General features: G+C 46.9%; 7 protein-coding genes. 1 reads left to right on the top strand and 6 read right to left on the bottom strand.

The genetic code is table 11. The features are described 5' to 3' along the window. On the top strand, positions 1–255 hold a 255-nt coding region (locus KI659_RS18345; RefSeq protein WP_213946845.1), incomplete at its 5' end, for a hypothetical protein. A gap of 139 nt (positions 256–394) precedes the next feature. Here the strand turns inward: KI659_RS18345 and KI659_RS18340 are convergent. The 6 genes from KI659_RS18340 to KI659_RS18315 form a co-directional block, all read right to left on the bottom strand. Then, complete coding sequence (locus tag KI659_RS18340) at positions 395–1,135, bottom strand: outer membrane beta-barrel protein (protein ID WP_213946844.1); 741 nt, start codon at positions 1,133–1,135, stop codon at positions 395–397. A 309-nt stretch (positions 1,136–1,444) separates the two neighbouring features. Beyond that, positions 1,445–2,128 carry a hypothetical protein gene (locus KI659_RS18335; protein WP_213946843.1) on the bottom strand — a complete coding sequence of 228 codons (684 nt, stop codon included), beginning with the start codon at positions 2,126–2,128 and terminating at the stop codon, positions 1,445–1,447. A gap of 1,452 nt (positions 2,129–3,580) precedes the next feature. After that, positions 3,581–4,720 carry a GDP-mannose 4,6-dehydratase gene (gene gmd / locus KI659_RS18330; RefSeq protein ID WP_213946842.1) on the bottom strand — a complete coding sequence of 380 codons (1,140 nt, stop codon included), beginning with the start codon at positions 4,718–4,720 and terminating at the stop codon, positions 3,581–3,583. A 61-nt stretch (positions 4,721–4,781) separates the two neighbouring features. Then, positions 4,782–5,180, bottom strand: coding sequence for a four helix bundle protein (locus KI659_RS18325; protein ID WP_213946841.1), 399 nt, complete (start codon positions 5,178–5,180; stop codon positions 4,782–4,784). Between the two features lie 111 nt (positions 5,181–5,291). After that, positions 5,292–6,245, bottom strand: coding sequence for a GDP-L-fucose synthase family protein (locus tag KI659_RS18320; protein ID WP_246535472.1), 954 nt, complete (start codon positions 6,243–6,245; stop codon positions 5,292–5,294). A gap of 551 nt (positions 6,246–6,796) precedes the next feature. Beyond that, complete coding sequence (locus tag KI659_RS18315; protein WP_213946840.1) at positions 6,797–7,519, bottom strand: outer membrane beta-barrel protein; 723 nt, start codon at positions 7,517–7,519, stop codon at positions 6,797–6,799. Between the last annotated feature and the right edge of the window lie 861 nt (positions 7,520–8,380).

The raw sequence follows: 8,380 nt of genomic DNA, 5'->3' as shown, positions 1-8,380 counted from the left end.
GATTGCAGCATTGAAGTGAACACTCCATCAATTGCGGAATCCTTTCTCAGCGTGCAGTGCACAGAGCGCAGTGCTTGGACCGTGAACCAGACTGAGCTCCAGCAAGAGTCAGGGTACCAAGTACCACGTACCAGGTATTCTAGGACGGAGGTTTTTTTGGCAGTTTTGGCGTTTGCGGTTTGCCGGCGTTTTTATTTACGGGGGCCTCCCGATGAGCTGCGCTCAGCGGATGGGCTATCGGGAACTGAAAGATGAGATTTTTCTCTTTGCGCTTCTTCCAAGCTTTGCGGTGGCAGTGTATCCGATACCCGAGTCAGAGACTCTACACTCAATAGTGCGAAGTCTGAAGACAATCGCACAACGACTTATGTTAATCCATTAAACCACTAATCCTTTAATCCCAGTAGAATGGATTATGTCGGCCAATGTATCTTCTGACCATGATTTGGAATTGAAACAACATGTCGTTTTCGATTTCCTTAACCCGAATATTGTTGCCATCTATATCCGACGTGAAGGAGGTCATTAGCGTAATTTCTGCTCCGATATCCCAGTTGCGGCGGAAATTAGAGGAAGCGCCAATTCGTAATGGGATATATGGGGTGGTGGTGTTTCGGCTTACGGCTTCATCGGCGCCGATAAAATACTCGCCAGTTTCTTCGATAAAAATTGGATTAAGCAACACGTTATCCTGACGGCGGACGTGCATAATCCCAACACCCAATCCAGCATACACATTGACTTTATAATTGTACATATCATGCATACCACGGTTCGGGTTGAATTGGTAAAGAGGCATGATATCAGCGTAATAGGCCTGCCCCGTAAAATTATAGGCCTGATCCTGAATTCCCCATTGAACCCTGGTATCAATATCATCTACCACACCACCGGCATCAAGTACTTGCACACCAGAAGTTACCCTTACATCCCATCTTTTTCTCAGCTGGTAATTATACATCAAGGATGCGGATGGCCTGAATCGGTAATTGAAGCTGGCCAAGGAACCTGTATTGTCCCCATATATCATGGAAGGCCCAATCCCCAGGGCAACATAATCCCGCAGGTCGAGTTGGGCGTTTGCCGGAGTGATATGCAAAGCAAACACGAAAAGTATTGCGATTAGGTATTTCATAAGTATAGATCTAAAAATTTGGACTATAGCTGGGAAAGCAAATTACGGTAGTACAAAAAAAAGACCAAACTGATCAAATGTTTGGATAAGTTTGTAATGTGAGCTACGTGGTTGTCATGGTTATCCCGCCGTGGGTCGGCCTCCCGCGGGAGGTAAACTTCGCCTTCCCGGCTCGGTTGTCGGGGTTGTCATTGTTTTATTTTAAACCAGTCACGGGTGGGGCTGCAGGTCGCTTAACGGCGACATCTAAGGTGGGTTCGCGTACATCGTCCCGATGCTTCGCCTCGGGACGGCTGGAAAATGTTGTATTTATCTTCGTAAATAGCGTTTTACTACAAAATTGGCTTGGAGAAGGATGTCGATGCCTAATTGTTTGTTGCGGGTGTAGTTGCCGTCGATGTTGGAGCCGGTGGCGGGGAGGGCGGTGAGCTCGAAGCCGTAATCCCAGAGAGTTTGCAGGTTGGTGGTCAGGCCGAGGCGGATGGGGATGTAGGCATTGGTGCTGCTGCGGCGCTCGACGACGGTAGGGTCCTGGCCGGGGATGGTTTCCTGCTGAGGCCTTTCTTCTTCCCGCACAGCGTGCATGATTCCCAAACCCACCCCCACATAGTAATTCACCCAGTACTGCCTTCTACCGGCAATGTTGGGGTTGATGTAATACACCTGGCTGGCATCGGCAAAATAAACCAAGCCTCGAAAATTACCGGCTTCTCCACGAAGGCCTGAGAAGTTCTCCTCGTTTTCGGGATGGTTGGCGCTGATCCACTGCATGCCCACCGTGGCACGGAAATCCCAATGGTCGGCCACGTGTTTGCTGTAGGTAAGGGCCATGCTGGGCCGGATCTTGAATTCTCCGCTGGCATAGTTGCCTCCATTATCGGCATAAATCATGGAAGGTGCGACGGAAAGGGAAAGGTAGTCCCGGTGGAATTGGGCCTTGGTTTCGGTCATCGAAACAATTACAAACAATAAAATGCAAATTAACTTATTCATACTGCAAATCGGTAAAATAGCGGTAATAAGTAAGGTATTATTTGGGGGAAATGCAAGTTGCGGAAGTATTAGGGGGTACCAAGTACTAGGTACCAAGTACCAGGTATTTCTAGGACAGAGGTCTTTTTTAGCCATTTAGGCGTATATGGTTTGCCGGCGATTTACTTTCGGGAGCCTCCTGTGAGCTGCGCTCAACAGATGGGCTGTGGGGGGGGTATTGGACTAGGTACGAAGTACTATGTACTAAGTAATACTAGGACGTTGGTTAATTCTAGCCTTTTTTTTTGTTGAAGGTTTGTTGGCGTTCTTGGTCTCGGGAGCCTCCTGTGAGCTGCGCTCAACAGATGGGCTGTGGGGGGGGTATTGTACAAGGTACGAAGTACTATGTACTAAGTAATTCTAGGACGTTGGTTAATTCTAGCCTTTTTTTTGTTGAAGGTTTGTTGGCGTTCTTGGACTCGGGAGCCTCCTGTGAGCTGCGCTCTACAGATGGGCTGTGGGGGGGGTATTGGACTAGGTACGAAGTACTATTTACTAAGTAATTCTTTGACGTTGGTTAATTCTTGCCTTTTTTTTGTTGATGGTTTGGTGGCGTTCTTGGAGTCGGGAGCCTCCTGTGAGCTGCGCTCAACAGAAGGGCTGTGGGGGGGGGTATTGTAATAGGTACGAAGTACAAAGTACTAAGTAATTCTAGGACGTTGGTTGATTCTAGCCTTTTTATTGTTGAAGGCTTGTTGGCGTTTTAGTTCTCGGGAGCCTCCTGTGAGCTGCGCTCAACAGATGGGCTGTCGGGGGGGGTATTGTACTCGGTACGAAGTACTATGTACTAAGTACTTCTAGGACGTTGGTTGATTCTAGCCTGTTTATTGTTGAAGGCTTGTTGGCGTGTTAGTTCTCGGGAGCCTCCTGTGAGCAGCGCTCAACAGATGGGCTGTCGGGGGGGGGATTGTACTAGGTCCGAAGTACTATGTACTAAGTAATTCTAGGACGTTGGTTAATTCTAGCCTTTTTATTGTTGAAGGTTTGTTGGCGGTTTTGTTCTCGGGAGCCTCCTGTAGAGCTGCGCTCTACAGATGGGCTGAAGGGGCTGAGTGACTAGGTGTTTTTTCTTTGCGCTTCTTCAAAGCTTTGCGGTGGTAAATGACCCGAGTCGGTGACTATCCACTTAGGAGTGCGAAGTCTGAAGACATTCGCAAAACGGGAGACGGGTTACTTGTGCTAAAGTGGTTTAAAGGTTGAACGACCCTGAGGAGGTAGCTTGGCTGTATCTCCTCAGGGTCTGATTAATGGATTAATGATGGAAGTAGCTTACGTTAAACCATTAATCCCCCCTGATGTGCGCAGCACCATCAGGAATTCAACCCTTCAACCTATTCTCAGTGTACCCTAAACTTCTAAACTCCCGATCCGCGAAGCGGTAATCGGGACATAACCTCCTAAACTACCAACCCACTAATCCTCAAAATGAGGCTTTTGGCTTACTAAGTGCAGATTATCCCTATACCAGTTCAAATCAGAGATGACCATTTCTTCGACCAGGCTGTGTAGGTCGTATTTGGGTTGCCAGCCCAGCCGCTCGCGGGACTTGGTGGGGTCGCCGATCAACAGATCCACCTCTGTCGGGCGGAAATAGCGGGGGTCCACTTCTACTAGTTTATGGTTTAAATGTTTAAAGCTTACAGGATCGAATGGTAGGCCGGTGGCAAAGGCAAATTGTTGCTCATCAATACGATCCAAAATTCCTACTTCTTCTACCCCTGCGCCTTCCCATCTGAGATGGAAGCCCACATGTGCAAAGGCCATGTTGATAAAATCGCGAACCTTGGTGGTGATGCCAGTGGCAATCACAAAATCCTCAGGCACTTCCTGCTGCAGAATGAGCCACATCGCTTCCACATAATCCTTGGCATGCCCCCAATCCCGCTGGGCATCCAGATTCCCGATATATAGGGTTTCCTGCTGTCCAAGTGCTATCTGGGCAACTGCCCTGGTAATTTTTCTCGTTACAAATGTTTCCCCTCTCAAAGGCGACTCGTGGTTGAAGAGTATGCCGTTGCAGGCAAACATCCCATAGGCTTCCCGATAATTGACAGTGATCCAATAGGCGTAAAGTTTTGCCACCGCATAGGGGGAGCGGGGATAAAATGGCGTGGTCTCACTTTGCGGAACGGCCTGCACCAGCCCATAGAGCTCTGAAGTCGAGGCTTGGTACACTTTTGTTTTCTTTTCCAGTCCCAAAAGGCGAACTGCTTCCAGGATGCGCAGGGTGCCTATTCCATCTGCATTGGCGGTGTATTCCGGGATGTCGAAACTTACCTTCACATGGCTCATGGCGGCAAGGTTATAGATCTCATCCGGCTGGGTTTCCTGGATGACTCTGGTCAGGTTCATCGAGTCGGTCATATCCCCATAGTGGAGGATGAGTCTGGGATCATGTTCATGCGGATCCTGGTAAAGGTGGTCGATGCGATCCGTATTGATCAGCGAAGCCCTCCGCTTTATCCCATGGACCATATAGCCCTTCTCCAAAAGTAACTCAGCCAAATAGGCCCCGTCTTGGCCTGTGATTCCTGTAATCAATGCAGTTTTCATAGAAAAAATGTTTAAGGTTTATTTGTCCGCTAAAGCGGACGCTTAAGGGTTAAGGATGAGTCTAAATGCGTTCTTTTAAGTTTATTTGGGCTTTTAGCTGATATTTATATAAAGAGCTAATTTTCTTAATGATAATGTCCAGCTCCTCCCGTAACCCAGCATATTGACAATCAGATATATAGTTCATATCCTTGGCATATATCAGATGGTCGACTGTTTCTAAGGCGCTGGCATATGAGATATTTGTAAAATGGGCCTGATCCCTGTTTGAAGCTCTTCCTGATCCTTCTGCCAAATTTGTGGCAATACTAGAGGAAGACCGTCGAATTTGGGAGGTAAGTTCAAATTTTTCATCTGGAGGAAATCCTAATGTAAGTTTCTTTATCCCAACCCTATAAGATCTTGCCAATTGGTAAACATCCAATTTCTCAAAGGAGTATGTATAAAAATTATTTTTCATACGATAAAAAAAATGAGTTAAAAACATTATAATAATTCATCACCATATTCTTTTCCCTAAAGCCTCATTCCATAAGCTTTAAACAGGGCCGAAGGCCTTAAACCTCAAACTTTACAGTTTAACCTCCTTATACCCCTTTTGATGATCCAAGAACCATTGATATGTCAACCTAACCCCTTCCTCTAAATCTATAGAATCCTTCCATCCTAGTATTTTGAGCTTGCTCACATCTAACAATTTCCTTGGCGTCCCATCCGGCTTGGTGGGGTCAAAGTGGATGGGGCCGTGGTGGGCGGTGATGTGCTGGATCATGGAGGCAAGGTCTTTTATAGATAAGTCCTTGCCAGTACCCACATTATAAATAGATTCCGGAAGCGTGTTTTCCATCGCAAATAATATCGCGCTGGCCATATCATCCACATGCAGAAATTCCCGCATGGGAGTGCCTGTGCCCCATAATTCTACAGCTGACCCCTCTTCCTTCGCCTCATGAAACTTCCGGATCATGGCTGGAAGGACGTGGGAGGTATGAAGATCGAAATTATCATGGGGACCGTAAAGGTTTGTGGGCATAAGGCTGACGAACTCCTTCCCGAATTGTTTCCTGATGGCCTCGCAGGCCTTTACCCCGGCTATTTTGGCAAGCGCATACCAGGAATTGGTTTCTTCCAAAGGCCCGGTAAGCAGGTATTCCTCTTTCAAGGGTTGTGGGGCATGCTTGGGGTATATGCAGGAGGAGCCCAGAAAGATAAACTTTTCCACCCCCTGTCGCACGGAGGCGTCGATCAGGTTGTTTTGGATGAGCAGGTTGTCCATCAGAAACTGATAAGGATAATCCCTATTGGCCAAAATACCCCCAACCCGTGCGGCGGCGTCAATGACAATTGAAGGTTGATGTTTCTGAAAAAAGCTATTGACCTGATTCTGGTTGCGGAGATCCAGTTCGCTGCTGGTCTTGGCAAGAATATTTTCATACCCATTTGCCTTGAGCGCCCTCAACACCGCCGAACCCACCATCCCTCTGTGCCCGGCTAAAAATATGCGCGATTGTTTTGTGATAACCATGTTACACTAAAAAATTTGATGGTTAAATATAGAATAATGGATTTGGAATAAAAAGTTTTGTTGCTAAAATTTTGGTGTTTTGCGGTATCATTGGGGTACCAAGTACCAAGTACCAAGTACAACGTACCAGGTATTCTTAGGACCTAGGTTTTTTTGTAGCCATTTTGGCGTTTGCGGTTTTCTAGCGCATTTACTTAGGCGAGCCTCCTTTAGAGCTGCGCTCAAAAGATTGGCTGAGGGGGGAATGAGGGATTATTTTTCTCTTTGCGCTTCTTCCAATCTTTGCGGTGGGATTTTTAAACTTCAGTACAGTCGGAGACTCTCTACTCAGGGTGCGAAGTCTGAAGACATTCGCACAACGTAATGGTGGTTTAATGGTTTATCGTCCCGCTGGCATAATTACATTAGATGCCAGCGGAACTGATTAACGGATTAACGCTAATCCCTTAATCCCTGATGCGCGCAGCGCTATCAGGACTTCAACCATTAAACCTATTTTTAAACTACTAAACCTAGGCCAACGGCCGACTAAACTCCTAAACCCACACGCCTTACGGCAAGGTGGTCGGCTGCACGCGGGCAGTCCAGGGGAGGTATTTCCGAAGGATTAGCTGCGCCTGCGGGAGCATGTCGATGGGGATGGAGTTCCATTGCTGGTTGTTGCCATCTATGCGGGGGCTGGTTGCGATGAGGGAGCCTAGTTCCAGGCCAATTGCCCAGTTGTTTTCAAGGTTCATCGTCACGCCCAAGCGGATGGGAAAGTAAAGTGAGGTGGTGTTGCGGTTTTGGGACTCCAAGGAATAGTCGTTGGCGCGCAACATATCCGGGGTGAGGCCAAAAGGAAGCACCTGGTCGGTTCTGTTGACAAACATCAACCCCAGTCCGAGGCCGCCGTAAAAGTCAAACTGCCCTTCATAGGGTGTGAAATGGTATATAGGCATGAAATCCGCATAATAGGCCTGACCGGAAAAGTCCAAGGCATTGCGTTCCTCGATCCAGTGGGCTATATCATCGGCCGGATAGTCAACCAGCCTACCGGATACGGATTGCGTACCCAAACTAACCCTCCAGTCAAAGCGGTCGTTGTATTCCTGGGTATAGCCCAATGTAAACGCCGGGCGGACAGGGAAGTTAAGGGAACTGTAATCCCCCGCATTGTCACCGTACACGAAGCCGGCACCTACGCCTAAGGTTACCGAGTTGCGGGAGTATTGGGCATTGGCCTGCAGGCATAGCGCCATAAGCAGGGAAAGGGAAAGTAATAGCTTTTTCATTTCTTAGTTGGTTTTGGGATTGTAAAACCACCAAATTTGAGCCAAAGGCGGTTGATGTTGAAAAAATAACCGCAGAACTTGTCCCGAGTAGCGGAGCGGATCGGGAGACTCAGAGGTACAGAGAGAATAAAAAGTTCACCGCAAAGTTTTTGAAGAATCGCAAAGAAAAAAAATTGCTTTGCGTCCCTTGGCGTCTTTGCGGTGAGATTTTCTCAGAAAAAAACACAGATTACTCGGATTACACAGAGTCTGGACGCGGAAGATATGTTGTCACTCACGTAGCTAATAACCCCTCTAATAAAAATTGTACACATAGGTACAGAGAGAATAAAAAGTTCACCGCAAAGTTTTTGAAGAATCGCAAAGAAAAAAAATTGCTTTGCGTCCCTTGGCGTCTTTGCGGTTAGATTTTCTCAGAAAAAAACACAGATTACTCGGATTACCCAGAGTCTGGACGCGGAAGATATGTTGTCACTCACGTAGCTAATAACCCCTCTAATAAAAATTGTACACATAGGTACAGAGAGAATAAAAAGTTCACCGCAACGTTTTTGAAGAATCGCAAAGAAAAATAATTGCTTTGCGTCCCTTTGCGTCATTGCGGTTAGATTTTCTCAGTAAAAAACACAGATTACTCGGATTACACAGATTATGGACGCGTATGAAATGGGGTCACTCACGAAGCTAATTCCCCCTTTAATAAAAATTGAACACATAGGTACAGAGAGAATAAAAGGTTCACCGCAAAGTTTTTTAAGAAGCGCGAAGAAAAAAAATTGCTTTGCGTCCCTTGACGTCTTTGCGGTTAGATTTTCTCAGTAAAAAACACAGATTACTCGGATTACACAGAGCCTGGACGCG

The sequence above is a fragment of the Litoribacter ruber genome (assembly GCF_018449405.1).
Classification (GTDB): Bacteria; Bacteroidota; Bacteroidia; order Cytophagales; family Cyclobacteriaceae; genus Litoribacter; species Litoribacter ruber.
Note: the sequence above shows the minus strand (reverse complement) of the source record. Positions and strands in the feature narration are given on the sequence as shown.